19 protein-coding genes, 1 tRNA gene and 1 riboswitch are annotated in these 26,995 nt (G+C 58.1%); of the genes, 8 read left to right on the forward strand and 12 right to left on the reverse strand.

The genetic code is table 11. From position 1 onward, the window contains the following. Positions 1 to 100 precede the first annotated feature (100 nt). Complete coding sequence (locus tag PQU98_RS09250; RefSeq protein WP_272744656.1) at positions 101 to 2,182, reverse strand: TonB-dependent receptor; 2,082 nt, start codon at positions 2,180 to 2,182, stop codon at positions 101 to 103. Positions 2,183 to 2,315: 133 nt separating this feature from the next. Here PQU98_RS09250 and PQU98_RS09255 point away from each other — a divergent pair, with 133 nt between their 5' ends. The 3 genes from PQU98_RS09255 to PQU98_RS09265 all read left to right on the forward strand — a co-directional run bounded on the left by PQU98_RS09255 (position 2,316) and on the right by PQU98_RS09265 (position 5,371). After that, complete coding sequence (locus PQU98_RS09255; RefSeq protein ID WP_272744657.1) at positions 2,316 to 2,804, forward strand: transcriptional repressor; 489 nt, start codon at positions 2,316 to 2,318, stop codon at positions 2,802 to 2,804. A gap of 131 nt (positions 2,805 to 2,935) precedes the next feature. Then, on the forward strand, positions 2,936 to 4,138 hold the full coding sequence (locus tag PQU98_RS09260; protein ID WP_272744658.1) for a pentapeptide repeat-containing protein: 1,203 nt from the start codon (positions 2,936 to 2,938) through the stop codon (positions 4,136 to 4,138). A 49-nt stretch (positions 4,139 to 4,187) separates the two neighbouring features. Then, positions 4,188 to 4,295: riboswitch (SAM-I-IV-variant riboswitch) on the forward strand. A 44-nt stretch (positions 4,296 to 4,339) separates the two neighbouring features. Next, the gene (locus tag PQU98_RS09265) at positions 4,340 to 5,371 is read left to right on the forward strand and encodes a threonine aldolase family protein (protein ID WP_272744659.1); all 1,032 of its coding nucleotides are present in this window, start codon (positions 4,340 to 4,342) and stop codon (positions 5,369 to 5,371) included. Positions 5,372 to 5,464: 93 nt separating this feature from the next. On the opposite strand, the gene PQU98_RS09270 is transcribed toward PQU98_RS09265, so the two are convergent. The 6 genes from PQU98_RS09270 to PQU98_RS09295 form a co-directional block, all read right to left on the reverse strand. Next, positions 5,465 to 6,547: a magnesium transporter CorA family protein gene (locus tag PQU98_RS09270; protein WP_272744660.1), complete on the reverse strand. Its 1,083-nt coding sequence runs from the start codon at positions 6,545 to 6,547 to the stop codon at positions 5,465 to 5,467. A 64-nt stretch (positions 6,548 to 6,611) separates the two neighbouring features. After that, positions 6,612 to 7,478, reverse strand: coding sequence for a CHAP domain-containing protein (locus PQU98_RS09275; RefSeq protein WP_272744661.1), 867 nt, complete (start codon positions 7,476 to 7,478; stop codon positions 6,612 to 6,614). A 260-nt stretch (positions 7,479 to 7,738) separates the two neighbouring features. Then, positions 7,739 to 8,839, reverse strand: a complete 1,101-nt coding sequence (locus PQU98_RS09280) for an acyltransferase family protein (protein WP_272744662.1) — start codon at positions 8,837 to 8,839, stop codon at positions 7,739 to 7,741. 147 nt (positions 8,840 to 8,986) lie between these two features. Then, the gene (locus tag PQU98_RS09285) at positions 8,987 to 9,373 is read right to left on the reverse strand and encodes a YdbL family probable chaperone protein (RefSeq protein WP_272744663.1); all 387 of its coding nucleotides are present in this window, start codon (positions 9,371 to 9,373) and stop codon (positions 8,987 to 8,989) included. A 25-nt stretch (positions 9,374 to 9,398) separates the two neighbouring features. Then, positions 9,399 to 9,584: a YnbE family lipoprotein gene (locus PQU98_RS09290; RefSeq protein WP_272744664.1), complete on the reverse strand. Its 186-nt coding sequence runs from the start codon at positions 9,582 to 9,584 to the stop codon at positions 9,399 to 9,401. A gap of 312 nt (positions 9,585 to 9,896) precedes the next feature. Next, positions 9,897 to 13,448 (reverse strand): intermembrane phospholipid transport protein YdbH family protein, encoded by a 3,552-nt coding sequence (locus PQU98_RS09295; protein ID WP_272744665.1) that lies wholly within the window; start codon positions 13,446 to 13,448, stop codon positions 9,897 to 9,899. Positions 13,449 to 14,062: 614 nt separating this feature from the next. On the opposite strand from PQU98_RS09295, the gene PQU98_RS09300 reads away from it, so the two are divergent. After that, on the forward strand, positions 14,063 to 15,529 hold the full coding sequence (locus PQU98_RS09300; RefSeq protein WP_272744666.1) for a M23 family metallopeptidase: 1,467 nt from the start codon (positions 14,063 to 14,065) through the stop codon (positions 15,527 to 15,529). A gap of 294 nt (positions 15,530 to 15,823) precedes the next feature. Next, a complete protein-coding gene (locus tag PQU98_RS09305) occupies positions 15,824 to 16,324 on the forward strand; it encodes a hypothetical protein (protein ID WP_272744667.1) in 501 nt (166 codons plus the stop codon). Between the two features lie 144 nt (positions 16,325 to 16,468). Here the strand turns inward: PQU98_RS09305 and PQU98_RS09310 are convergent, their stop codons facing one another. After that, positions 16,469 to 17,494 (reverse strand): 2'-deoxycytidine 5'-triphosphate deaminase, encoded by a 1,026-nt coding sequence (locus PQU98_RS09310; RefSeq protein WP_272744668.1) that lies wholly within the window; start codon positions 17,492 to 17,494, stop codon positions 16,469 to 16,471. A gap of 125 nt (positions 17,495 to 17,619) precedes the next feature. On the opposite strand from PQU98_RS09310, the gene apaG reads away from it, so the two are divergent. Continuing rightward, the gene (apaG, locus tag PQU98_RS09315) at positions 17,620 to 18,030 is read left to right on the forward strand and encodes a Co2+/Mg2+ efflux facilitator ApaG/CorD (protein WP_272744669.1); all 411 of its coding nucleotides are present in this window, start codon (positions 17,620 to 17,622) and stop codon (positions 18,028 to 18,030) included. A 185-nt stretch (positions 18,031 to 18,215) separates the two neighbouring features. Here apaG and gcrA read toward each other — a convergent pair whose 3' ends face one another. Continuing rightward, positions 18,216 to 18,755, reverse strand: coding sequence for a cell cycle sigma 70 cofactor GcrA (gene gcrA / locus PQU98_RS09320; RefSeq protein ID WP_272744670.1), 540 nt, complete (start codon positions 18,753 to 18,755; stop codon positions 18,216 to 18,218). 407 nt (positions 18,756 to 19,162) lie between these two features. Between gcrA and PQU98_RS09325 the strand changes: the two genes are divergently transcribed. Then, positions 19,163 to 19,236, forward strand: a tRNA-Gly gene (locus tag PQU98_RS09325). Between the two features lie 123 nt (positions 19,237 to 19,359). After that, on the forward strand, positions 19,360 to 20,250 hold the full coding sequence (locus PQU98_RS09330; protein ID WP_272744671.1) for a peptidylprolyl isomerase: 891 nt from the start codon (positions 19,360 to 19,362) through the stop codon (positions 20,248 to 20,250). Here PQU98_RS09330 and PQU98_RS09335 read toward each other — a convergent pair whose 3' ends face one another. The 3 genes from PQU98_RS09335 to PQU98_RS09345 all read right to left on the reverse strand — a co-directional run bounded on the left by PQU98_RS09335 (position 20,251) and on the right by PQU98_RS09345 (position 26,984). Further along, positions 20,251 to 23,379, reverse strand: coding sequence for an efflux RND transporter permease subunit (locus PQU98_RS09335; protein WP_272744672.1), 3,129 nt, complete (start codon positions 23,377 to 23,379; stop codon positions 20,251 to 20,253). Beyond that, positions 23,379 to 24,560: an efflux RND transporter periplasmic adaptor subunit gene (locus PQU98_RS09340; RefSeq protein ID WP_272744673.1), complete on the reverse strand. Its 1,182-nt coding sequence runs from the start codon at positions 24,558 to 24,560 to the stop codon at positions 23,379 to 23,381. The genes PQU98_RS09335 and PQU98_RS09340 overlap by 1 nt, the downstream gene beginning before the upstream one ends. A 258-nt stretch (positions 24,561 to 24,818) precedes the next feature. Continuing rightward, the gene (locus PQU98_RS09345; RefSeq protein WP_272744674.1) at positions 24,819 to 26,984 is read right to left on the reverse strand and encodes a prolyl oligopeptidase family serine peptidase; all 2,166 of its coding nucleotides are present in this window, start codon (positions 26,982 to 26,984) and stop codon (positions 24,819 to 24,821) included. Positions 26,985 to 26,995 lie beyond the last annotated feature (11 nt).

Raw genomic sequence — 26,995 nt, forward strand, 5'->3', positions numbered from 1 at the left:
GTGGGGTTAATTTCGCTTGAGTTTAACCCCACCACCATCGTCGCTACGCTTGATGGTCCCCGGCACCGGCCGCCCGGCTCCCCTCCCTGAGGGGAGGTTCTTAAAACCGGTAACTTATACCCGCGCGCAGGTTGCGGCCCGGCTGAACCAGCACGTCCTTATTAACCGAAGCGTGTTCGCGCGCCTCTTCGTCAAAGACATTGCGCACTTCGGCAAACACAGACACACCGTCAAAGCGCGCCACCTTATAGGCCGCAAACAGATTGACCAGAGTATAGCTGTCGGTCGGCAGTTCCTGTTCGGTTAGGCGATCCTGCTCACCGGCGTAGCGGGCCTCAATGTGGGTAGTCCAGCGCGGGTCGGTATAGGACACCTTGCCCGTCACGCTATAGGGCGGGATGCGCGCCACCGACCCCAGATCGCTGTCGCCATGCACATAGTCGTAGGTCGCATCAAAGCGAATGGTCTTATCGCCGCGCGCCCACAGATTGATGCCGCCCTCAAGCTCGAAACCATAGAAATCGGCATCGGTCTGGACATACTGATAGACCGGCAGTTCGTCCTGCTCTGCCCCTGTCGGGCGCAGATCGATAAACCCGTCGAACTTTGAGGTGTAGACATGGGCATCGAAGGTGAAGTCGGAATGTTCATCCATCAGCCAGTGGCCGGTCAGTTCCAGGCTGTAACCCACCTCACTGCCAAAATCGGCATTCCCAATTTCATAAGATCCTGTACCCGCATGAGGGCCATCGGCCAGCAGTTCGACATCGGACGGTGCGCGCTCAGAGCGTGTCAGGCTGGCGCCAAAGAAGCTGTGATCGGAGGGTTTATAGAACGCACCCAGTGACGCCGAGGTGTTGGTGAAATCGCGATTATAGCCCTCAGAGCTGATCTTTTTCTGATCGAGACGCAAGCCCCCTTCGACGCCCCATGTGCCCTTATCGAGGCGAGCCTGAGAGAACACACCCAGTTCCTTAGTGGTGCTGGACGGGACAAAGGCCTCAGCGCCGATGGCTTCAAAATCGCGGGTCAGGCCGTTGATGCCCAGCACGCCGGAGACTTCGCCCATACCCTGACGGACCAGATTGGCGCGGAACTCCTTACCGTCCGACAGGAAGCGGGTGCCAATCTCATCGCCTTCCAGTTCGGTGTGCTCATAGTCGGTATAGCCCGCCGCAAATTGCAGGCTGTTGAACGGGCCGGAATCGATATTCAGGTGTGAGCGGAAATCATAGCGGGTTTGTTTCAGGTCGATGCGGACGGGGCCTTCCTCCTCGTGTTCGTGGTCTTCTTCGGCCTCGCCTTCCTCATGTTCGTGTTCATGTTCGTGTTCGTGGCTGTGGCCCGGCACGCCGTACAGCGAATTGGTCTGCTTGGCGCTGAAACCGATAAAGCCGAAGTCACCAACATAGCTCAGGCCCGCGCCGTAAGATTCGAGATCAGTGGCCGAGTTGACCTGAGTGTCGCCCGTATCAGGTTCTTCACCTTCAGAGTCAGTCAGACGACGCGATTCCGGTCCGACCGGGGTTTTATAATCCTCAGTCTTGCGCTTAAGGCCATCAAGCGTCAGCACCCACGGGCCGTTACCGGCTTTGAGGTTAAACGCGCCCTGATAGCCCTCATCGACTGATGAGGCCTGCGCCGTCACCCGCCCGTCAAGGCCGTCCTTCGCCGGCGCCCCGGCAATTCGGTCATCGATAATATTGACGATCCCGCCGATGGCATTGCCGCCATAGGTCAAGGCCGACGGCCCGCGCAGCACTTCGATGCGCTGAGCTTCCAGCGGGTCGGTGGCCGAAGCATGGTCCGGCGATACGGCCGAGGCATCGACCTGCCCCATGCCGTTATTGAGCACCAGAACGCGAAAGCCATCCAGGCCGCGGATAATCGGGCGCGAGGCCCCCGGCGCAAAACCGGACGACCGCACCCCCGGCAAATCGGACAGCATGTCCCCCAAACCGCGCGCCGGCATTTCATCGATCTGTGCCTGTTTCAGCACATCGACATTGGACATCAGCGCATCTTTGGAGACCGCATAGGCCGAGCCGGTTACCACGACTTCCTTTACCTGATCATCCGCGGCTGGGGCTTCCTGAGCCTGCGATTGGGCTTGGGCCATGCCCGACAAAGCCAATAGCGAAATACCCGCACTCAAAGCGATTTTAAAAGACGATCCGGTCACAACAAATCCTCGTTACAATATAACATTAACTCATCTGTTATTTAATAACATAACCACTGTCAAGCCGTACCGTCAAGTTTCATGCTGCAACTGCACAATTGCGCGACTCTTCGGGAATGATTACATTGCAGACATGAGCCAGCACCTTTGCGACCACGACCATAGCCACGACACCACAACCATCAATGTCGATGCGCGCCTGAAAGCCGCCGAAGCCCTGTGCGCGGCGTCGGGTGAGCGCCTGACCGCGCCACGCCTGCGCACCTATGAACTGATCCTTGGCAATAACGGGCCGATGAAGGCCTATGATGTCATCGACCGCTTTCACCCTGAGGGGGCCGCCAAACCACCGACCGTGTACCGGGCCTTAAGCTTTCTTGAACAGATGGGTCTGATCCACCGGATCGAGAGCCTCAATGCCTTTGTGGCCTGCGCCACCCCCGCCAATGCCGATCACCACCATCCGCACACGGCGGCGTTCCTGCTGTGCGACTGCTGCGGCCAGAGCGAGGAAATCGCGACCTTAAGCCTGGCCGACATCGAGCATCAGGCCCAGCATCTGGGCTTTGAGGTCAAGCACATCACGGTTGAAGCCAAGGGTCGCTGCAAGGCCTGCCGGTAATTCATCCGTACAAGCATTACAGTCTCAACCCAAGGTTGCTTGTTGGTGATTTTTCTTGGTGTCTATATCTGAGATGGAGGCTGTGATCACTTGGGTCGCGGCCAGCCGCTCACCTCTCCAAGAAGGCGTCCATGCCCTCTGCTGTTACCCTGCAAACTGTTGACCCCGCCTCTTTGCGGCACATGCTGGATCTGCACCGGCGCTACAAAGCCTGTCAGGCCGGTGGGCAGATTGCCAATCTCAGCTATATTGACCTGACCGGCATGAATCTCGAAGGCGTCGACCTGTCCGATGCCAATCTGACGGGCGCGTGCCTTTATGAGGCGGTGCTGCGCGATGTGAATTTCATGCGCGCCAATCTGTACGGCGCGGATCTGCGCAATGCCGATCTGCGCTTTGCCAATCTGGATCGCTCAGACCTGCGCGGCGCGTGCCTGCGCGGAGCCAACCTGACCGGAGCCAGCCTGATACGCTGTGACCTGCGCGAAGGCCAGATCGCCTTTAAGGATGACAAAGCGGGCCTGCGCCTGATGAAGCATCAGGTGCGTCCGGGTGAGCTTGATTACGCGATCCTGAGCGGTGCCGACCTGACCGGTGCGCGCATGAATGGGGCGCTGGCGGTCTCGACTGACTTCCGCGACGCCAACCTGTCGGGCGCGATCCTGTCCCATGCCAAACTGCGTAAGGCTTCGCTTGATGGTGCCAATCTGTCCGGCGCCAATCTGTCGGCGGCAGACCTGACCGGCGCGTCCCTGCGCAATGCCGTTATGACCGATGCCAATATCGCCGGTTATAATATTTCCGATGCCGATATGAGCGGCGTTTTGAATACACCGGTCAGTGTCTATGTCGATAATGAACCGCTGGATGCCCTGATCAGCGAGCACGAACTGTGGTGCGTCACCAGTGGCGCGCAAGGTTCGACCACCCGCTTTGCCGGACTGGATTTCCGCGCCGTAGCCGATATGAAAAAGCGCAATCTGACGGCGGTGGATGCGCAAGGGGCAGTGTTTTACGGCCTTGACATGACCGGTGCCCAGCTTCAAGGGGCGAACCTGTCTGGTGCTGATCTACGCCGCTGCGACCTCAGTCATGCCGACCTGCGCGGGGCGAGGCTGATGCGGGCGCGCCTTCAGCACTGCAACCTGACCGCTGCCAAATTGGGACCGCTGATGCTGGGGGTCGATAAGATGTTGCGTACCGACCTTACGGCTGCAAACCTCAGCCATGCCGACTTAAGCTATGCCGATTTCACCCGCGCCCGCATGATGGAAACCGTGCTCGATCATGTCCGTGATGAGGGCTGTAATTTCTCCCTGGCTGAACGCGAGTAATAGCCGAACGGGAGTAGTTGCATCCGCATCTAAAACAGTGCTATGGCATGACCTGCATCAAGAGTTGGGCCGACGCCTGACACCAACCTGCTTATCCGGCAAGGTGGTGCCCTAGACCTGAGGGGATGTGGCCTGACCGGCAACTAACGGAGTCAAAGCCACACGTCGTTTCGCTCTTTTAGACTTAGAAAGGGCGTCCCCGTGGTCATTACCTCCCAACAATTCGCCAGCGACAACTATGCCGGCATCTGCCCCGAAGCCTGGGCTGCCATGCAGGCGGCCAATGACGGCTCGGCCGTGGCTTACGGTAATGACGAATGGACCGCCCGCGCCGCCGATGCTTTGCGCGCCCTGTTTGCCTGCGACGCCCAGGTCTTTTTCGCCTTTAACGGCACCGCCTCCAATTCTCTGGCTCTGGCGTCATTGTGCCAGTCCTACCACAGCGTCATCTGCTCCTCGTCGGCCCACGTCGAGACCGACGAATGTGGTGCGCCGGAGTTTTTCTCCAACGGTTCAAAGCTGCTGGTCGCCCCTACCCCGGACGGCAAGCTGACGCCGGAGGCCATCCGCGCCCTTGCCGTCAGCCGCTCCGATATCCACTTCCCCAAGCCGCGCGTGGTCACCGTCACCCAGCCGACTGAGACCGGCCTTGTCTACACACCTGATGAATTGAAGGCCATATCGGCAACCTGCCGCGAACTGGGGCTGAAGCTGCACATGGACGGGGCGCGCTTTGCTCATGCCTGCGCGACGCTGAACTGCGCCCCTGCCGATATCACCTGGAAGGTCGGGGTCGATGTCCTGTGTTTCGGCGGCACCAAGAATGGCATGGCGGTCGGTGATGCCGTGCTGTTTTTCGACACCGCCCTGTCTGAAGATTTCGGCTATCGCTGCAAGCAGGCCGGACAACTGGCCTCCAAGATGCGCTTTCTGGCCGCCCCGTGGGTCGGGATGCTGGACAGCGGCGCGTGGCTGAGGAATGCGCAGCATGGCAATGCCTGCGCAAGGCGGCTGGCGGCGCAGATTGAACCACTAAACGGCGTCGGGCTGATGTTTCCGGTTGAGGCTAATGCCGTGTTCCTGAGCGCGCCGGAGCTTGTGTTGCAAGGTCTGCGCGACCGCGGTTGGCTGTTCTACACCTTCATCGGCGGGGGTGCGCGCTTCATGTTTTCGTGGGATGCCAAACCGGAGCGCATTGATGAACTGGCGGCGGATATCCGGTCTTTAGTTTAGAGTTGAATGATTTTGACGAAATCATTCAACTCAAGCCGCCACCCGCGGCGCGGCCAAGGTGGCGGAGCCACCGCCCGGCGAGGGACTAAAAACTTACAACCACCCTTTATACTTAAACCACACCATCGGCAGTACAGCCGATAGCACCATAGCCCCAATCGCCAGCGGATAGGCCACGGCCACATGCAGTTCCGGCATGTGCTCAAAGTTCATGCCATAGATGCTGGCGATCAGGGTCGGCGGCAAAAAGGCCGCGGACGCCACCGACACAATCTTGATGATCGAGTTCTGTTCGATGTTTATCAGCCCCATCGCCGCTTCCTGCAGATAGGTGATATTGCCGGTCACATAGCCGGCATGGTCAGTCAGGGACTGGGCGTCTTCGTGCAGGGATCGCAGGCGGGCGCGAAAGACCTCAAGTTCGGCCACATCACCGCTGACCTGATCATCGGTGAGCGCCAGCGCATAGGAAAACAGGCGCTGAAACGATAGCAAACTGTCGCGCAGCTTGGCGATATCGTTCTGATGCCGCCCCATCTGCCTCAGCAGTTTGTCCAGTCCGCGATTGGCCTTGGTGGCGAAAATCTGCGTCGAGATGTCATCGACTCCGGCTGAGATTTTTTCAACCAGATCCGCCGTGCGGTCAATCAGCACATCCAGCAGATTGGTCAGGGTCATGGCCGCACTGTCGCACAAGGCCGGAGACCGGCTGATTTTATCGGAGAAAATACTGAACGATTGCGGATCGATATAGCGCACCGTCACCAACCGCTCCCGCAGCAGGGCAAAGGTCACCGGCCCGCTTTGCAGATGGGGGCGGCCACCAAAATAAGCGACCTGAGCGGTCATGAACACCGCCCCGTCTTCGGTATAGAGCCGCGATGAGGTCTCAATCTCGTTCATGTCCTCACGGGTCGGAATACCGACACCGAGCGCACCTTCGACAAACAGTTCTTCATCGCGGGTCGGATTATAGAGGTCAAGCCAGGTCATGGCGTCATCAATATCGCACCAGGCCGAACCCGCCCCCTGCTGTGGCTCTAAGGCGATCATCTCCTCGACCTCATGGCCATATTCGATGGCGGCGCGCCGGTCTTCGGCGGGCACATCGCCAAAGGATTTGACGACCGAATGACCGTCTTCAGAATCGTGGGCGCGGCTATAGATTTTCAGCATGTCAGTACCTCAATAGTGCGGAGGTAAACATGATTTGCGCACAATTTGGAGAGGGGCTACCGCTTTAAGCGGCTTTTTTCGCCTCAGGCTTGGAAGCCTTGGCCGTGGCGACCTTTTTATCGGTCTTGGCTTTATCCGTAGCCTTATCCGCCGTCTTAGCGGTGCTTTTGTCGGCCAGTTTTTTGGACGACGACTTAGCGTCGGCCTTTTTGGCATCCGTCTTCTTAGATGAAGCGTCCGCCTTAACCACGGCCTTGGTTTTCATGGCCGCAGGTTTATCGGATTTCTTGACCGGAATGGTCGGCGCATCGATCAGATTGGCGGCCAGCAGCTTGGCCTCAATGGCGCGGGTATCGACACTATCGATCGCTTTCTTTTCGGCAATTTTGGCGTCATTGGCCTTCATGACCGTATAGGGCACGGGGGCGGCATTTTCGGCCTTATCGCCTGAGAACGTCTCCGCAATCGAGGCCGTCAGGCTCTGGCCGATATTCTGGCCTTTTTGGGCGGCGGCGTAGATAAAGCCATAGGTCGGATAGACCGAGGTGCCCAGATCGTTGATCGGCCCGTACCAGACCTTGACCTTGGACCAGTCGCCCTTATCGGAAACATCGACCACGGTGACGTCTTTTTCGACCTGACCGCGACGGCCATTGATCGGCGACCAGTTGGCGTGGGTGATCTGAATGATGCGGTCAGTGACAACTTGGGATACAACGGCGACGTGGCCGACCCGCATCTTACCCGTAGGTTGAAACACCAGAACGGCGCCCGCCTGCGGGGCCTGCCCCTTATCATATTTGCCGGAAGCTTTTTCCCACCAGGTCCAGGCATCGCCGAAGATCTGCATACCGGTGATCGAACGGGCGAAGGTGACGCACTGCCAGTAAGGCGATTTCTCAGCCGCCTGAGCCATAGGGGCGGCAGCCATTACGCCTGCGCACACCATAGCCAAACCGGCTTTAATTACTCGCGATACCTTAAATGCCTGCAACGCCTCACTCCACGGTTGTTAATCCGATCGCGCATCTTATCCGAAAACCGCTACACACTTTTCGGGACGCGCTTAACACTCTGTGTCTTTGATACATCACATAAAATATTTTACAAATACTTTATGACTATCAAATGGGGAAAAGGTTAATTTTTATGAATAAACCCTTAACCAGACACCGCTCTAAGCCACAAAGCTTATTTCGACGTGCCTTGCAGGCGGTAGTTGAGGCGATAGCGCACCCCGTCACCGATATGGCGCACGACATTGCGCATCGGGTTTTCGACCACATGGTGGGCCAGCATGGCGATCGGGATAATCGCCACAAATCCCCCCAGCCACCACATCAGCGGCAATGAGTCTTCGCTGCCCAAAATCATGCCCGCGGCCTTAGTGAAGATCCACTTCCACGGCACATAGACCATGTACATGGCAAAGCTGGCATTGCCGAGATAGACCAGAACGCGGTTAGACATAATCCCTTTGCCGTCCGCCGTCGCCAGCCCGCCGACCGACAGGATTAGGCCACCAAGTGCCAGCACGACCAGCGCATCCGAGGTCATCAGCGCCGACGCCCCCGCAATTACGGCCAATGATACCGCAACCCCACCAAGGGCTATGGGCTTTGAGGTCACCGCCCCGGCCCGCCACGCCAGATAGACGGCGCAACCCAGCGCAAAGCACGGCACGATGCGCAGCGCTCCCCACATGAAGGTCGCATTGGTCAGCTTAAACCCGGCAAAGGCTTCAAACGCCCAATAGAGAATCGTCAAAAACCCTGCCGCCAGACCCAGCGCCACCGCTGGTCTCGATCTCAGCGCCCAGGTCAGGCTGGCAAAAACCGGAAACAGCAGATAGGCAAACCATTCCGCCGATATCGACCATGACGGGTGATTCCATGACGCTTCGGGGGCCAGCCCCCAGGCATGGACCATAAAAATCTGTGCGGGTAATGACGCCCACGACGCCACATGGCTGTCGAGCGTCAGGCCCTTGACCGCCGCAGCCATCACCAGCGCTAGCGTAAACAACAGGGTGGCGATATGCAGCGGATAGATCCGCGCTAAGCGGTTGACGATAAACTGCCCGTACTGGAATTTACTGGCTCCAAAACTTTCCAGATAGACGTGACACAGGATAAAGCCCGACAGGATGAAGAACAGGTCGACCCCCAGATAGCCGCGCTCAATGATCCACAGCGGAGCCGCCCCTTGCAGCAGCGGCCAGTAGCTGAACAGGATCACCCAGACGGCGGCAAAAAAACGCAGGCTGGTCAGGGGCTTGAGATAATCGGACACGGCATTCTACCTGTTTATTTAAGACGCGCATCTGATCCAAAAACCGCTACACACTTTTTGGGATGCGCTTACACACTATCCCAAAGCCATGAAAAAACCCTGAAGCCGGAAAGCTTCAGGGTTAAATCATTGTGTTATCAGCCGAATTTACTTCTGCTTCCAGGCACCGGAGGTGTCCTTATAGTATTCACCGGCCTTCAGCTTGGGCTGAATGACGCTGGAAAAGGTCGCCGCACCGGCGGCGGCCACCGGCACATTATTCTTGGCGGCAGCTTCGGCATAGACCTTGGCGCGACCGGCATTGATTTCCTCGACCGCAGCCTTGGTGGCCGCGTCACCGGACTTCACAAAACCGAGGTAGCCATCGGCCTGTTCACCAACCACACCGGCGGCCTTGGCGGCATCGACGGTGGCCTTGGCGGCGGCCTGGGCAAATACAGGTGCTGGCGACGCCATATTGATCGCCACACCTGCGGCCATCATACCGGTGGCGGCCATCATCGCCGCCGTTACAGAAAAGACTGTTTTTTTCATAATCGGTCTCACTTTCACAGGCGAATTAGAAAAGGTTCGGGTTTTGCTGCACCAGCGCCTTGGCGTCTTCGTCAAGGCGAATGCGTACATCGTGGTCCAGCTTGGCATAGATCGAAATCGGGGCCACCTCGACGCGGACGGTCGGGGTGCAGGCGGCAAATACCGGCGCGCTCAGCACCAGTGCCGCAAATAACAGACCTTTGTGGGTCATGGTAGTACTCCTTAGTCAAAGGCCCAAAGACTTAAGCGCCTTGTCGTGAATGTCTTATATGATTTGCAGTCTGAACCCAAGCTGAACAAAAAGTGCTCAAGGAGCGGAGCGTTAGCACAAATAGAAAGTGCTCAAGGAGCGAAGCGTATACACCTTCTCCTCCCTACGCAGTGGGGAGGTGCCGAGCTTGTCGAGGCGGAGGGGTACTTTACTACGGTCTGCAATACCCCTCCGTCTGCTCACTGTGTTCGCATCCACCTCCCCACTGCGTAGGGAGGAGAAAATGAGATAAGCGGCAAAGCGCTCTGCCGATTACTTCAACCCGGCCTTCTGAGCCTCAAACGCCATCAGGTCATCCAGCACCTGATCGAGATTAAGCGTCATATCGAGATTGAGATCTACCCCGGTATCGGACGGCAGATCGATCGGCTTATCAAACAGGCGTCCGCGAATGACATCGACATAGCTGACACGGGCCTCCTGTTTCTTTGGCGGATCGTAGCGGCCCTTGATTTTGAAATTAAAGCCCAGACGACCGTTTTCAAGGCTGTTGATCGTGGCCGACATATCGCTATAGGCCATGTTTTCCATCGCCTGATAGGCCATATCCTCAACCACTTTTGAGGCATCGGCCGGAGCCTGAGCCGGCACATCAGGCCCTTCCGCCGTCACCGCCCCTGATGAGGCCACCCCTTGCAGGGCCGCCCGCTGGATCGACAGGCGCCCCGGCCCGTCGCCATGCAGTTCACCCTGCGCGAAATTGATCCGGCTGCCATTGACTTCAAACGGCATACGACCGGTGACCGTGCCCTCGAATTTCATATCGCGGCCTAGATCGGTCGCGGCGATGATCTTGCCGAAATCAAGCTGGCTAAAGGTCAGCGCGCCCTTGATCGGCACGTTTTCCGCCAAAGGCACATCCATAGGCTCAAGGCCGAACTGCCCGCCCGGCGACATAGCGGTTGCCGCCGCCAGCGCCAGATGATCGCCGCGGAACTGCACGGAGGTATTAATGTCGGTCAACGGCACGGCGGTCGTCAGCGAGGCCACACTGATGATCTGCCCCGGCGGGGTCATCAGCGGTGACAGGCTGGTGAATTCGATATCGCCGCGCAGATCCTGTGCCTTGCCCACCGGCCCTTCAAAATCGATGTCGTTCAGGCGCAGGCGGCCCTGAGAGGTGGGCGTTCCCGTGCGTGACCAGTCAAACCGGCCATCAAAGGTGGCCGCCCCCGTGACGTTCTTGGTGGCCACCGTGGCCACCTGAGGCGTCAGGTCGATTGGTTGCAGGCCGTCGGGCGAAAACACCATATCGCCGGTGCTGATCAGGGCATAACCCGCATCGCTGCGGGCATCCTGCACGATATCGATGCGCGCCAGATCGCCGGTCACACGTTCGCGCACCGCCGGATTGAGCGGCTTTACGCCTAACCTGCCGGTCATGCGGGTGGCGTCCTGATCGAGCTTTCCGGCCACCGTCACCGGATTGAAGCGAGTCTTGTCCGCCGTGTCATGGGCCTCAGCGGAAGCGACCGTTATGCGGAAACCAGCACCGTTCGGCGCGCCGGATCGTGTCGAAAAGGCATTGAATCGGCCCTTGGCATTGCTCAGCCGCGCCTCATAGTCCGGCGCATTGAGCTTCAGATCCTCAAAAGCACCCGCCGACTGCCACTGACCACGTTCCATAGTGAGGATCGGCGCTTCGGTGGCACAAATATTCGCCGTCAGCCCTTCCAGCCGCCCGCCGATGTCCGCGCGCGCCGCGCTAAACGGCATGCAGTCATCCAGCACAAAGGCCGTCCGCCCGCCCGCCACCGTAAAGCGGCCACGGGCTTTGGTCACCGCCGCCGTCACCGGCGCAAAGTTGAATTTGGCATCCACATCCAGCTTACCGCCTAGCTGGCCATTTTGACCAAACCCCATATCGCTCAGGAATGCGCTCACTTCGGGCAGGTTCTCGCCCTCAAGCTTCAGCCCGAAGGCCGCGCGGGTTGCACTGGCCGCACTGGCAATCAGGGGCCGCGTCCCGTCCGGCGTCAGGGTCAGCTTGCCGCCCGTTTCCGGGATGACCGTAATCGGGGTTTTGGTGCGGACATCAAAGGCCACAGGCTTGCCCGCCGCGCCGTCCAGCTTGATATTAATGTCATTGGCGTCAAGGCTGAAGGCTCTGGCCGCATCCTGTAGCGCGATCACCGCATCCGCCTTGATCGGTGCCACCGGCACAGGCGGCGTATCGGTACCCACCGGCTCAGGATAGACGACCGCCTGAAGATCCTTACGGCGTGTGGCCGCCATCTCATCCAGCCCCTTATAGCTGCCGTGGCGGCTGCTTAGGTTGGTCTTGATCGCTGCGGTCCAGGCCGACGCCCCATTTTCAGCGGCACCATTCAGGCCGGCTTCGGCTTTGGCGTTGCCGCTCACCGTCATATTGACCCGGTCCAGCGACAGATCAGCCGCCGACATGCGCCCGGCATAGGCACTGCCCTTAAAGCTGATGTCGGATTCGGCCCCCGCTATGTGCAGGGCTACTTTTTCAAGGTCGGCGCGGGCATTACTGACCTCAACACCGTCCTGACGGTAAAGGCCGATGCGCGCCTGCAACGGTCCGTCGACCCAGATATGGCTGCCGCCCGCATCCGGAGCCTGCGGCGTTGGCTTTTTACTGGAGTGGGCAAAACTGAGATTGAGGCTTGAGGCATCGAGATAAACATCGCGCCCTAACATCGCCCCCTGGGTGACCGACTGAGCCCGCCCCTGAAAACGCGACTGCCCTTCAAGCCGGGTTTCATCGCGCTCAAAACTCAGAGCGGCCAAAATGGAGGCATCGGCCTTAACCCCTTTCAGGGCCGTCATGCCGGTAGTCAGTTCATCCGCCGCCACTTTCATATGCGCTTCCAGCGGGCCCGAAAACTCGGCCAGCGGCGACGCCTTGAGGTTGGCCGCCTGCTCAAGCTGGCGGTACGGCAGGTTGGAGGTCAGATCGAGTTGCACGCCTTTAAGGCGGGTCACGTCACCGGCCTTACCCGGCTTCATTTCCCAATCCCCAACAGCAAACTTGCCTTCAATCTTCAGCCCCTCACCGACCGAACGGGCATGAATAGAGCCGTCACGCAAACTGCCTTCGCCCAGCGGCCCGCTCAGACGGGTCGAGGGAATATTGAGATTAAGCTGCTGCAACCGTCCGGCCTGCATCTGGACACGGCCCGTAGCATTGATCGTGCCGTAGTCAGTCTTCAGGCGCACAACGGCATTTTCGATCAGGACTTCGTGGGGAGCCTCACCCTTATTGGACGGCGACGACATAATGCTCTGGATCAGCGGATCAAGCGTGCCGAAGTTAAGCCCCTTGGAGGTCAGCGACAGGGCGATCTCAGGCTTCGTCAGATGTATGCGCTTAAAGCGCGCCATCGGCTTACCCTGACCGGCAAACAGGTTCAGGTCGTAATCGATGCGAAAATCATTGAGGATCACATCCGGCGACGTCGCCTTACCCAGACGGATCGAGCCTTCGGCATGATCAAGCCCCAGACGCCCGATCTTAAGCTCAGAATCGATCTGCTGTGACCGCAGCCAGCCTTGCGCGATTTCGCGGGCAATTTCCTTACGCGCCACAACTGCCGCCACACCGATCACCGCCACGCCGCACAGGGTCAGGCCGATGATCTGACCGGCTTTGCCGGCACCGGACTTTGGCGGGCGACCGTTGCCGCCTCCCTTTTTGGTCTTCTTTCCGGGGCGCCCCTTTTCGCCGCCGCCCGCCTTGGCATCGCCACTGATGACGCGCGAAAACGTACCCAGCGTCGACGTGCGCACCGGGAACATCAATTCATCGTTTTGATCAGCAGTCGGATCAGTGGGCGTCAAGAGGCGGGCTCAAACTAAAGGGGAATGCAATGCGGTCGAAAAAATTGTGCCGACGAACCAAAAAATTTTCATCATCATCGGCAGGTCATTATGGCACATATATTGGTAAAAATTATGGACACATCACCGCATTTCGCACAAGAGGCGCGATTTCCCTTTAAAACAAGCCAAGGAACAATCGCCATTGGCGAATTCTTTGCCGTTTCGTTATAAATTTTAAATGCTTAAAGCATCATTTATCAACAGATCGATGCTCATCACCCAAAGCCCCCGCATTATGCGTATACCATTTTTTAACAAAATTTAAGGGCGATCTTAATCTTAATCGGCTAAAAAGCGCCCTTCGTTGTTGCCTTCGCGACTGCGGTATGCTTGATCTTAACCCAAGTTTTTGGGCCTCACTTTGGCCCTATTTCGGCGTAAACAGGATGGCACGGAATTTGTAGCTGAGTTTTCAAGCTTCACGACTCAGGCTTTTTCGCTCATAAAGAGCGTCTGTAATGAGACAGATCCGTAATATCCGCACGACTATAACCCTAAAGACTACCGGCCCTTTATGGGTTCATCTGTAAGTTTTAGTATCGTTTGTCTTTTTTAGTGTTTGACGGGGACTGATGGCTCAACTCGATCCACGCCGACAGCCAGTACGCTTAACGCCCATGGTCTTTGCGACTGTGGCGGCCCTCACGGTGGGCACCTTGATCTGGCGTGTTTTTCAGCCGACACCGGGCATCTTGCCGGGTATGGCGCTTGATCCGGGTGCCGTTATGGCGCTGGAGACTCAAGCCTTCGCTGCCGCGTCTGCCCGCCCCGGCTTTAACCAGCCTGAGCAGATCGCCATTCTGGTGCGCTCCGGTGAAACCCTCTCACAAGCGATTGCCCGTACCGGCGTGTCGAGTGCTGATGCACAGGCAGCGGTCAATCTGCTGTCGCAAGCCTTTGATGTCGTCAATGTCCGCGCCGGCATGTCCATTCAGGCCGCGATTGCCAAACCGGCTCCCGGTTCAAGCCAGCCTGCCCAGCTTCTGGGACTTACGACCCGCACCGGCCCCGCCAAGCAACTGACCCTGACCACCAGCCATGACGGCGCCATGCGCCTGCGGGTATTAGAAGAAAACGTGCGCGATGAACGCCGCGTAGCCATTGGCACCATCGACGGCTCTTTATTTACCTCCGCGGCAGCCCTTGGGGCGACACCGGCGGTCACCAACAATGTCATGAAGCTGTTCGCGCACAAACTCGATTTCGAGCGCGACATTAAGGCCGGTGACACGTTTAAGCTCATTTTCGACCGCAAGGTGACCGAAAGCGGCCGCACCGTTGAAACGGGCAAGCTGTTATACGCTGAAATCGAAGCCAAGGGCGGCATTAACCGCTTCTACAGCTTCCAGCGCGCCGGTGAAAAAGACGCCCAGTATTTTGACGAGACGGGTAAGAATATTCGCGGCTTCCTGCTGGCTACGCCGGTTGACGGGGCGCGCACCTCATCGGGCTTTGGCGTGCGCCGCCACCCGGTTCTGGGCTTTATGAAGATGCACACCGGCATTGATTTTGCCGCCGGTTCCGGCACCCCGATCGTTGCTGCCGGTGACGGTGTGGTTCAGGATGCCAAATGGTGGGGCGGTTATGGCCGCTGGGTGCGTGTGCGCCATACCGGCGACTGGCAAACCGGCTATGCCCACATGTCGCGCATTGCCGTACAACCCGGTCAGCGCGTCAAGCAGGGGCAGGTCATCGGCTATGTCGGCTCGACCGGCCGTTCCACCGGCCCGCACCTGCATTTTGAAGTGTGGTATAAGAATCGTCCTATCAACCCCAAGGACGCCAAGGTGCCGCAGGGCACCATTCTGGGCGGCAAAGAGCTTCAGGCCTTCATGGCCCGTAAGCGTGAAATCGACACCATGATCGCTATGGCCGATATCAAGCGCGGCGACGAAAAGCAGGCTTTGGCCATGAACAGCCCGGCCAAGTCCGCGCCTGTGGCCACAGCGCCTGCGCCGGTCACTCTGGTCAGTCACGAGCGCACCAAAACCTATGCCGCGCTCAAACCGGCCCTGTCGTCGACGCGCGGCATGAATTAGAGCAGATTTCCAAAAGCGATGGCGATTGCTCCTCCTCCCTACGCAGTGGGGAGGTGGCAGCCCGACAGGGCTGACGGAGGGGTATAATCGACAGTAAAGATACCCCTCCGCCTCGACAGGCTCGGCACCTCCCCATAAAATGGGGAGGAGATGAGGGAATGCAATGTAAATCTCAAAATGGTCACTACAGTTGAAAACCGTGATCAAAACTATAACTGAGTAATAGGATTTTTAGTTCCTTTGGTTTTAGTCTAAGGCATCATATGTCTGGCTATTAACCAAGGGAGCTGCGCGGTGTTTAATTTCTCCGAGAAAATCAGCGAATTAAAATCCTCGATCCTCTATGTGGTCTTTCTGGCAGGCAGTTTGCTGATCGGGCTGACCTGGCTGAGCATCGGCCTTTATAACGCCCTTAAGCTCTGGGTCGGGACACCGTGGAGCTCGTTTATTCTGGCGCTGATCATGCTGCTACCGGTGGCGATCCATCTTTTGGTCAAGGCCTTTACCGCCGATCAGCCCGCCAAAGCCAATACCTTAAGCAGCCAGCCTCGCCCTGCCGTCGATCCGTCGGGCGCGTTATTGTCGCAGATCATGGGGGCCGTCGCGGGTCAATCCACGCTGATCGTCACGGTGGTGACCTTGCTGGCCAGCTTTATCGCCGTGCGTTTTCCGTCGTTTCTGGGGATGTTCGCGCAGGTGGTCACGGCCTTTGTCGACGATATGAAACTGCGCCCGGCGGCAGCGGCCACACCCCGCAAACCCCGGCGCAAGGCGACCGCTGACGTTGATGAGTAAACGCTCCGAATTGTAAATCGTGAGATTTGCGAGTTTCACCGCAAAAGCCTGAATTTCGGATGCAGTATTAGGCATTAAAACGGGGCTGTATATGAATACAGTCCCGTTTTAATAACGACATAATGCGCCAAAAGGCAGGACTTTTTACCAGGGGCGGAAGTGTTTGGAGAGTTTTAGTCCTTGCCCTTGGTAATGGGAACCGCTCTGCCCATAAAGTTGCGACGGCCGTTCAATAAGCGGCTCATAGACCAGCCGCGCCACGGTCTGGTCATCTTCCAGCAGGAACGGCGTCTCGTGACAGCGCACCTCCAGCACCCCGCGTGAGCCCGCAGCTCCCGCCTCTTCGGTGCCAAAACCTGGATCGAAGAAACCGGCATAGTGGACGCGGAATTCACCGACGCTGGGGTCAATCGGCAGCATTTCGGCGGCTTCCATGACCGGGATCACGACCGCAGTTTTCGACGCCAGAATATAGAACTCACCCGGATCAAGCAGAAGCTGGCCCTTATTCTGGTACAGCGGCTCCCAGAAATCGCGCGGGTCGTGGCCATCGACATTATCAAGGTCGATCACCCCAGCATGTCTGCGGGCGCGGTAGCCGACGAGGTCACCGGTCAGGTCAACGCCGCAATCGGACGTATAAAGCTTGGGCGCCGTCCCGCGCTTGACCCGAAGCTGGTTAAGGCGCGTGCCGGTGCGGGCCAGAACGGAAAAGGTCTGGGGGGCGATTTCGACATAGATCGGCCCGCTATAGCCTTCGCGCACGTCATCAAAAGCATCGGAATAGTCCGACAGAAGACGCACAAACACGTCACAACGGCCTGTCGAGGATTTCGGATTGGCCCGCGCACTTAAGCCCTGCGGCAGGCTCAGGCTTTCCTGAAGCTCGGCAATATAGACGCAGCCGGCCTCGAACACCGCCCCTTTGGACAGATCCATTTCGTGCATGACCACATCACGGAGGCGCTCAACAACCGTGCGCTTACGCGGCAGGTAGGACGCCCTCACCCGCCAGGCGCGCGCGCCCAGACGCAAGTCAATACTGGCGGGCTGAATCTGGTCGGCATCAAGGGCCGATGTGCTCAGGACAACGCCCTGATCCACCAGTTCCGACAGGGTTTGCAGGGGCAGGATGCCGTGACCGGCAGGCGTATCCTCAACAGGCGTCATACGTATCTCTAAACTTATGGGGGCTTTGTTTACGACATTTTTCAAAGCGCGCAAACTTAAGTTTTATGGCGAATGACCCTAATGACGGACTTTAAATCATCTGCGAAGCTGTTTAGATTGAAGCCATGATCTATGAAGCCGTAAGTCAGGGCATCCGCATCAGCGTTGAGGTGGAATATATCCCGCCAGATGATGATCTTCCCGCCACCTCGCGGCGGCAGCGCGCCTATGTATGGGCCTATCACATCACCATCGATAATGAGCGCGGCGATCAGGTGCAACTCATGACCCGCCACTGGACGATCATGGATGGCCTCGGCCGGATCGAAATCGTCGAAGGCGATGGCGTGGTTGGCCAGCAGCCGATACTGGAACCGCAGGAAAGCTATAGCTATTCGTCCGGCTGCCCGCTGCCAACGCCGTCAGGTTCGATGAGCGGCTATTACATGTTTGAGGACGAAGACGGAAAACCGTTCAAAGCCACCATCCCGACCTTCTCGCTCGACCTGCCCGAAGCCCGCCGAATACTTAACTAAATTGCATCCTGAATGAAAAACCCCGCCGTTTCCGGCAGGGTGTTTTGATCAACATCCACGATACGTAAAATCGTGAGATTTGTGAGAGATAATAGCCGGCAAGGGAAGCGGGTACATTTGAGTACCCGCAAACCGTAGACTGCGTATTAGCTCTCGGCACGGGCCGCCCCGCAAAGACCGCGATTTTACAAGTAGCGGCGGAGTGAACGGGACAGGTCTACCCCGTCCTTTTTCTTCTTTTGCTGCGGCTGATAGGCGACGCGCGAATGTTCGACACAGTACGGAATACCGTCATCGGCCCTGCGGCCGCAGAAGGTGAATTCATCGGATGACGGATCGCCGATGGGCCATTTGCACATCTTGGCGCCAAGCGTCAGGACGGTAGCCGTGCCCGGCCCTTCGATCACCGGAACGGCGGGCAGGCCATTTGAGGCCGAACCGGTGGTCTGACGGGCCACGACCGGCTCAACGCGGCGTACAGGCACGGATGCGGTTTGCGGACGCGGCGCAGCCTCGGATGCGGCCTGACGCGCGGGCTTGGCGGGTTTATAAACCGGACGGGCAGGTTGCGACGGGGCGGCACGGCCTGAAAGGCCGAGACGATGCACCTTGCCGATAACGGCATTACGGGTGACTCCGCCCAGTTGTTTGGCGATCTGGCTGGCGGAATGACCTTCCTGCCAGAGCTTCTTGAGTGTTTCCACGCGTTCGTCTGTCCAGCTCATATTCTAGCCTCCCATTCCCCGTGCAACACGGGACACCAACCACAAGATATAGACTGAGACCTTGGGAAATTCTTCCCGGCCACCTACATATCGTAAACAAAACGTTAAAAACCGCAATATTTAGTGGCGATAAGCCACAGGTCTGTCCACATGATTCTAGATATGGTGTTCGCCTGTGGATAATGCTTAACAAGATGTTAATTCAAGCAACGGGTGATCTTTCACCTGCGGCGGCATTGCGCTAGCTGCGCCTGATTCCCTGAATCAGCGCCAGATCATCGCGCCCGGCGCTTAAACGCAAAGCTGCGGATAGTGTGTTTTTGGGCTTTGAGTCTGGCAGCGATTACGCTATGAACGCATCGCCTTAGCCGGTTCGCAGTTTATCAGGATCGTGCGCCATATATAGCGCGGGTGTAGCTCAATGGTAGAGCAGCAGCTTCCCAAGCTGACAACGAGGGTTCGATTCCCTTCACCCGCTCCAACGCCCGGCTTGACCTTTAAAGCCGCCCCAAGTCCAAGATTAAACGATAGGCTCCCAAGCGGCAATTTTGCTTGCGGTAACCGAGGCGCGCGATAATCTCAGGCCTTCACTCAGGGGATAATCATGACAGGTAGCAAGACCCTCAAACTGGCCGGATTAGGTGTGGCGCTGGTCGCGCTAACGGCGGCGGACAAACCCGCGCTGTCGCCACAAGAGGTCATAGATGCAGCGCCCGCCAACGCATGGAAGGAGATCCCCGCAGAGGATATGGTGCTGATCCGCTTTCGCGACGGCACGTCATCTGTCCTGCAACTGGCTCCGGAGTTCGCGCCTGTTCATGTTGCCAATATCAAGACCTTGGTGAAAACCGGCTGGCTTAACACGGCGGCGCTTATCCGGGTGCAGGACAACTATGTTACCCAATGGGGCTATCCCGATGCGGAAGAGGCGCCCCTGCCTGCCGGCGTGATCAAGACCCCGCCCGCCGAATATGAGCATGCGCGATCAAAAAATTTCAAGCCTCTGAAATATAAGGACAGCTTTGCCGCCAAGGTCGGTTATGTCGCGTCATGGCCTGTGGCGGCGGATGGTAAGAGCCAGTGGTTGACCCACTGCTATGGCATGATCGGCGTGGCACGCGATGTCGCCCCCGACACCGGTTCCGGCAGCCAGCTCTATACGGTCATCGGTCAGGCCCCGCGTGCGCTGGACCGCAATGTCACTTTGGTTGGGCGGGTAATTGCAGGTATGGAAAACCTCAGTGCCCGTCCGCGCGGCACGGAGGAGCTGGGCTTTTATAAAACCCCTCCCGAAGAGGGCCGGTTTACGTCCGTCACCCTCGCCAGCGATTTGCCGCAAGCTGAGCGCCCGAAGTTTCAGGTCATGGATACCGATAGCCCGACCTTTGCCGACTGGGTAAAGGCGCGCGCCAACCGTTCCGGCACGTTCTTTGTGAAATCGGCCGGGGCGATCGACATCTGCAATGCCACCGCCCCGATCCGTAAAGTGCCGTAACTACTCTGCCGGTTGCGGGGCGGTGACTGTCTTTTTCCGCCCGTGGAACAGACGGTCCAGCGCCAGGTATATGACCGGCGTTGAAAACAGCGTCAGCACCTGCGACACCAGCAGGCCACCGACCACCGCGACCCCCAGCGGCTGACGCAGTTCGGCGCCGGTGCCGTGGCCGATCATCAGCGGAATGGCCGCTAGCATGGCCGCAATCGTGGTCATGATAATGGGCCGGAAGCGGGTGATGGCGGCCTTATAGATCGCCTGATCTGCGGTCATTCCGCCATTGCGTTGGGCATCGAGAGCGAAATCGACCATCAGGATGCCGTTCTTTTTGACGATCCCGATCAGCAGGATGACCCCGATCAGCGCCATGATTGAGAAATCAAGCTGGAATAACCACAGGAACAGCACGGCACCGATACCCGCCGATGGAAGGGTCGATAGAATGGTCAGCGGTGTCGAGAAGCTTTCATACAGCACGCCCAGAATGATGTAGACCGCCAGCACTGCCGCCAGGATCAGCAGCGGCTGGCTCTTGAGCGAGTCCTGAAAGATGAGGGCCGCCCCCTGCGGCTCACCGGTAATGGTGTCGGGCATATTGATTTCCCCGCGCAGACGCTCAATGTCCGCAATGGCATCCCCCAGCGCCACCCCTTTGGGCAGGTTAAACGATATGGTCACCGCCGGAAACTGACCGTAGCGGTTGATCGACACCGGACCGGAGGTCGGGGCTTCGCGGGTCGTCACCGCCGATAACGGCACCATTTCCTGCGTCAGGGGTGAGCGCAGATAGAAATAATCCATGCTGTCGACGCGCTTGGCCAGTTCGTCATCAATACCCAGAATGATCTTATACTGATTGACCTGAGTCTGGAATTCGTTGACCTGACGCTGGGCATAGGCATCGTATAGCGCCTGATCGATATCATCGACGTTGAAGCCATAGCGCGCTGCCGCCACCCGGTCGATGGTCAGGTTTTGCATCCGGGCCCCCAGTTGCAGATTATGGCGGACGTCACGAAAGCCGGGGCTGTCGCTCATAGCCTGCGTCATACGCTCGGACCACTGGGCCAGTTCGTTATAGTCCTGTCCTTTCAGCACATAAACATATTGCGCCGAACCGCCACCCGCGGACAGGTTGATATCCTGAGCCGAGCGCAGCGACAGATTGATGCCGGGAATTTTCGCCGCCTGCGGACGGATGCGGTCGATGAATTCTTCGGACGAGACATCGCGGTCGTCGCGGTCTTTGAGCACGATGAAAAACCGCCCGTTGGACCAGCCGCCACCACCACCACCACCGATGATATTGTTAAAGCCGGAAACCGCCGGGTCCTTAGCGATGATATCCTGAATCAGCTTTTGCTTGGCCATCATGTCTTCGTAGGAAATGTCATCCGCCGCCTGAGTTGAGCCCTGCACAAAGGCCGTGTCCTGCAACGGGAAGAAGCCCTTGGGTATCCACATATAGCCCGCAACCGCAATAGCTACGGTGATAAAGAAGGTGATCAGGGTCAGGCCCTGGTGGCGCAGAACGACCTTTAAGGCACCGTCATAGAGGTTTTGCAGACGGGTCGAGAAATCCTTTGAGCTGTCGTGATGTTTCGGCGTCTTCATAAAGCGCGCCGCCAGCATCGGTGCCAGCGTCAGGGACATGACCACTGAAATCAGAAGCGACACTGTGATCGTTACGGCAAATTCAAAGAACAGACGCCCGACAATGCCGTCCATGAACAGCAGCGGAATAAAGGCGGCGATCAGCGAGAAGGTGATCGATAACACCGTGAAGCCAATCTCACCGGCCCCTTTCAGGGCGGCGGTCTTAGAGTCTTCGCCCAGCTCCATGTGGCGGTGGATGTTTTCGACCACGACAATGGCGTCATCGACCACGAAGCCAACCGCAATCACCAGCGACACAAGGGTCAGGTTATTCAGGCTGAAACCCAGCACATACATGGCCGCAAAGGTCGCGACCAGCGATGAGCCGAGCACCGCCGCCACGATCAGCGTCGCCGACACCTGACGCAGGAACAGGCCCATGACCAGCACAACGAGGATCAGGGTAATGACCAGCGTCAGCTCGACTTCGTGCAAAGAGGCGCGGATGGTGCGGGTACGGTCGTTGAGCACTTCGACCTTGGTCGTGGCGGGCAGGGCCTGAGTGAGAGTTGGCAAGGCGGCGCGGACCGTATCGGCGATCTTGACGACATTTTCACCGGGCTGACGGGTGATGGCAATGCCTAAGCCGCGCTGGCCATTCGGGAAAGCGGCAGAATAGAGATTTTCTGGCCCCAAGGTAACGGTCGCCACATCACGCATATAGACCGGCGTTTGGTCGCGATAGGCGATGATGACGTTCTGATAGTCCTCAGCAGAAAAAATCTGGTCGTTGGTGGCAAAGGTCGACAGGGTATTGCGCCCCGGCACCGTGCCCTTGGCGCGGTTGACCGAGGCTTCCTGCAAGGCGGTGCGCAGATCCTGCATGGTCAGGCCGTAGGAGGCCAGACGGTCAGGCTGAGCCCCGATGCGGATCGCCGGTTTCTGGGCCCCAAAGATGCGCACTTCGCCCACGCCCGGCAACTGATTGATCTGACGGGCCAGATTGACATCGGCCATGTCCGAAAGCTGGGTCAGATCCATGTACGGATCATTGATCGTCAGGATCAGCACCGGCGAGTCTGCGGGGTTGAGCTTACGCCAGGTCGGCAGGTTCGGCATGTCGTCAGGCAGACGTCCGGATACCGAATTGATCGCCGCCTGCACTTCCTGGGCGGCGCTGTCGATATCCTTGTTCAACTCGAACTGAAGCGTGATGTTGGTTGACCCGATCGAGTTGGACGAGGTCATTTCCGTAATGCCGGGAATAGCCGTAAAGGCCGTCTCCAGCGGCGTGGCAATGGCCGACGCCATAGTGTCAGGCGACGCACCGGGCAGGCCCGCGCTGATGCTGATGGTCGGGAAATCCGCTTGTGGCAAAGGGGCGACCGGCAGACGCGGGAAGGCAAATACGCCCAACAGCACAATGGCCAGTGTCAGAAGCGCGGTGGCGACAGGGCGATTAATAAACCAAGACGAAAAGCTGGAATAACCGCTTTGGCCTGAGGTTTTTTCTTTCGGCTGCGGATGATCCATTATTTGGCCCCTTGAGGTTGGGCCCCTTTGGCGGGAGCAGCCCCTTTGGCGGCAATATCCTCGCCACCGGGCTTGACGCGCTTGACGGGTGCATCCGGCTGCAGGCGTGAATGGCCGTCGGTGACGATCTCTTCGCCTGCCGCTACGCCCTTGGTGACCACCACATAGTCATCATTCTGATAGGCGGTCTCGACCGGCACGATCTGCGCCTTATCGGCCACGATTTTAATGACAAACGGCCCTTCAAGGCCCGGACGGACCGCCACCGTCGGCAGGGTCAGGGCGTTGGTGCTTTCGTTTAGGGAAATATCGGCGACCACGAACTGTCCCGGCCATAGCTTTTCACCGCCATTATCGAAGGTGGCGCGGATCTGCACCGTGCCGGTACCAGCCTGCACCACATTATCAAGCGCGCTAATCCGGCCCGTCGCCAGCACCTCACCTTTTTCGCGGTCCACGGCCTTAACCGTAATGCCACCGGAACGCTTCATGCCCTCAATCAGATCGCCCTGCACCGTCTGCGGCACGGAAAAGACGACCGAGATCGGGTTGATCTGGGTGACGGTCGCCAGTCCCTCAGTCGACGAGGCACTGACCAGATTGCCCGGATCGACGCGGCGGATGCCGATGCGGCCTGAGACGGGCGAGGTAATGCGGGTAAATGAGAGTTGTACGCGGGCGTTTTCAACGGCGGCCTCATCCATCTGCACCGCAGCCTTCGCCTGCTCGACCGCGGCCTTTTGCTGGTCAAGGGTCTGCTGCGGGATGGCGTTAATCTCGGCCAGGGTCTGATAGCGCTTGAGATCAGTCTCGGCGACCAGAAGCCGGGATTTATTTGTGGCCAGTTGGGCCTGTGCACTTTGCAGGGCGGCCTTATAGGTGCGGTCATCAATCACCGCCAGCAGCTGCCCCTTTTGCACAAACGCGCCTTCATCAAACAGCACCTGGGTCAGCACGCCGTCAACCTGCGGGCGCAGGGTCACAGAATTGAGCGAGGTCACCGAACCGACCACCTTAAGGTCATGGGCGATGGTGCGGGTTTCCGCGCGCACCGTCACGACCGGCACCGGCGGACGGCCCTTGCCCTTGTCATCACTCTCCCCCTTTGGCCACAAAAAGAACGCCGCGGCCGCGACAACAACGACACCGGCAGCAATGGCCAAGGGGGCGGGTTTGATCATAAGGGTCTCTTGAAAATCAGGCTGAACGCAAGGGGAGGTGAAATCGCAACCGAAGGTCTGACAATTTCGCTACCAAGCCTTTAACGTGGCACGTCTGAAAATCCTTCGCAAAATATGAATGGTATACAAAAAAATTCGCAGACACGAATTATCTAAACCGCGCTCTCATTTTACGCGTCTTATCCGCTTCCAGATCAGGATCAAAAAAAGCGCAGGCCTGCTGTATTTTTGCAAGCCCGCGCACTTTTGAGGCAGAGCCTACTTATCCATCAGCTTTTGCATCAGATAGGTGTATTCAATGGCATTGCGCTTGGCGGTTTCACGCAGGTTAGCTGCCGCCGCATGGCCGCCGTCGATGTTTTCATAATAGAGGAACGGCAGGCCCATTTCCTGCATCTTCGCCGCCATTTTACGGGCATGGCCGGGGTGAACACGGTCGTCCTTGGTCGAGGTCACAAACAACGGCTCCGGATATTTCACGCCGGCTTTCAGGTTGTGATAGGGCGAGATGGATTTAAGGAACGCGCCTTCAACCGGATCGGCCGGATCGCCATACTCACCCATCCAGGACGCTCCAGCCAAAAGGGTATGGTAACGCATCATATCGAGCAGCGGCACCTGAATGACGACGGCGCTCCACAGGTCAGGGCGCTGGGTCAGTTGCACGCCCATCAAAAGCCCACCGTTTGAACCACCCATGATCCCTAAACGACGTGGCGAGGTCAGCTTTGCGGCAATCACATCTTCGGCCACAGCCTGAAAATCATCAAAGATGCGCTGACGGTTAGTTTTCAGACCCGCCTCATGCCATTGCGGCCCGAATTCACCCCCGCCGCGGATATTGGCCAACACATAGGCCCCGCCATTTTCCAGCCACAGCTTACCCATGCCGCCGGAATAGGACGGGGTCAAGGCAATCTCAAACCCGCCGTAGGCATAGAGCAAGGTCGGCGTATTGCCGTCCAGCTTGGTGTCTTTGCGCGCCACAACAAAGTACGGCACCTTGGTGCCGTCTTTGGAGGTCGCCCAGCGTTGCTCGACCTTAAGGCCCTCAGCATTAAAGCGCGCGGGGCTGGACTTGATCTTTTCGGCCTCACCCGTCGCGGCATCGGCACGGTAAAGGGTCGACGGCTGAATGAAGCCGGTTGAATAGGCGAAAATCTTATCGGAATCGTCATCCGCCGACGATACCGACAGGGTGGCGTTTTCCGGCAGCTTAATGGCCTTATACGACCAGGCGCCGGCCTTATAGCTATAGCTCCTGACCTCACCCGTCACGTTCGATAGCAATTGCAGGACGATATGGTTTTTAGTCTGGGCAATGCCTTCGACCGACTGATGAGCATCGGGTGTGAACACCGCCACCGGCTCGATATTTTTCGGATCGCTCAGCCCGGCCTTGAGGTCGAACGCAATCACGCTGCCGGAGGCGAATTTCGTGCCCTTGGCACTGGTCCAGTCATCTTTCAGGCTATAGACCGCCTGACCTTCATAATAGGCCGACATTTCCGAGGTCAGCGGCAGGGGGAAACTGACTGGGCCATCCGCCGTGATGAACTGATCGATCACCTCAAAAAAGGACGGACGGCGCGTCTGCATGTCCAGCACATAGTTGCCGTCGATGTCGCGCAGGACCGAGCGGTACGCCATCATGTCAGTCTTATCGCCGCGGAAAATTTCCTTGGCGTCTTCAAGCTTTTGGCCGCGTTTCAGTTCACGGGTGACAAAGGCGTAGCCCGATGGCGTGACCTCGCCCGGCGTCCATTCGCGCGAGACATAGAGCGTGTCCTTGTCCTTCCACACTACGACCTGCTTGCCTTCGGGCAGGTCGAAGCCGCCCGCAACAAACGACTTGGCGACGGTGTCGTATTCGCGCACGGTGACAGCATCCTTGCCGCCGTTCGACAGGCTGATCAGGCAGCGGGTCTCTTCCGGCGGCAGGCAGTTTGAGCCCTTATAGACCCAGTTCTTGCCCTCGGCCTTCGACAGCGCGTCGATATCAAGAATGGTTTCCCACACTGGCTTATCGGCGGCATAGGCGCTCCAGTCCGTGCGCCGCCAGATACCGCGCACATGGTCGGTGTCCTGCCAGAAATTATCGACCTTGCCGCCTTTCGCAAAGCCCGGAGAGGCAATGCGGTCCTTGGCTTCAACGATTTTCAGCACCGCCTCACGGTTTTTTTCAAAGCGCGGGTCTTTCATCAACTGGGTAAGCGTCCGGTCGTTTTGGGCGCGCACCCAGTCGAGCGCTTTTTCACCCTCGACCTCTTCCAGATAAAGACGCGAATCCGAGGCCTCGGCAGCGGTGGTATTTTGCGTGGTCATTTCAGCCCTGAGAGTAGCGGGCGACAGCACGCCCATCAGCATGCACAGGCCCAGAAACGCGCCCTTATGAGCGCCGGAGAGGAGTTCGGTCTTAGTCATATAGGATTGCC

The sequence above is a fragment of the Asticcacaulis machinosus genome, assembly GCF_028550435.1.
Taxonomy (GTDB): Bacteria; Pseudomonadota; Alphaproteobacteria; order Caulobacterales; family Caulobacteraceae; genus Asticcacaulis; species Asticcacaulis machinosus.